Annotated in this window: 1 protein-coding gene; it reads right to left on the bottom strand. The window is 75.5% G+C overall.

Features of this window, described 5'->3' with window-relative positions; translation table 11 throughout:
- Positions 1–131: 131 nt before the first annotated feature.
- Positions 132–800 (bottom strand): response regulator transcription factor, encoded by a 669-nt coding sequence (locus tag G3I40_RS16495; RefSeq protein WP_164302910.1) that lies wholly within the window; start codon positions 798–800, stop codon positions 132–134.
- Positions 801–899: the final 99 nt, after the last annotated feature.

Raw genomic sequence — 899 nt, 5'->3', positions numbered from 1 at the left:
GGGACGGGCCCTGCCGCATGCGCGCTGCGCCCGTACGAACTGCCGCCCGTACGGCTCGCTGCCTGCGCACCTGCGCGCCTGTGCGCCTGCGTGCCTGCGTGCTCGCGCCACCGGTCCCGGCAGGCCCGGGTTCAGCCCGACCGCGGCACGACGAGTCCCGACTCGTACGCCGCCACCACCGCCTGCGCCCGGTCGCGCACCCCCAGCTTGGCGAGGACCCGGCTGACGTGGGTCTTCACGGTCTCGCCGCCGACGACGAGACGGGCCGCGATCTCCTGGTTGGACAGGCCCTCGGCGATCAGCCGCAGCACCTCGCGTTCGCGCCGGGTCAACGCGTCGATGGCCAGGGCCTGTCGGGGGACCGCGCGCGGGCGCAGCCGGGCGAACTCCGCGATCAGCCGCCGGGTGACCGTCGGCGCGAGCAGCGCCTCGCCCGCCGCGACGATCCGCACCGCCTCGAAGAGCCGCTCGGCCTGCATGTCCTTGAGCAGGAAGCCGCTGGCCCCGGCGGCGAGCGCGTCGTACACGTACTCGTCGAGGTCGAACGTCGTCAGCATCACGACGCGGGTCGCGGACAGATCGCGGGTGATGCGGCGGGTGGCCTCGATGCCGTCCATGCCGGGCATGCGGACGTCCATGAGGACCAGGTCGGGCCGGGTCTCGCGGCAGGTCCGCAGGGCGTCCGCGCCGCCCGGCGCGCTGCCGACCACCGTGAAGTCCCGCTGGCTGTCGAGGAGCGCGCCGAATCCGGCGCGGACGACGTCCTGGTCGTCGGCGACGACGATGCGGATGGCGTTCACGCGGCGGACCCCTTGAGCGGCAGGGCCGCCTCGACGAGGAAGCCGCCGGCCGGGGCGGGGCCCGCGCGCAGGGTGCCGCCCGCCATCGCGGTGCGTTCG

It is taken from the genome of Streptomyces sp. SID14478 (assembly GCF_010548525.1).
In the GTDB taxonomy this organism is placed as follows: Bacteria; Actinomycetota; Actinomycetes; order Streptomycetales; family Streptomycetaceae; genus Streptomyces.
This window is presented reverse-complemented; position numbering and strand designations above follow the sequence as displayed.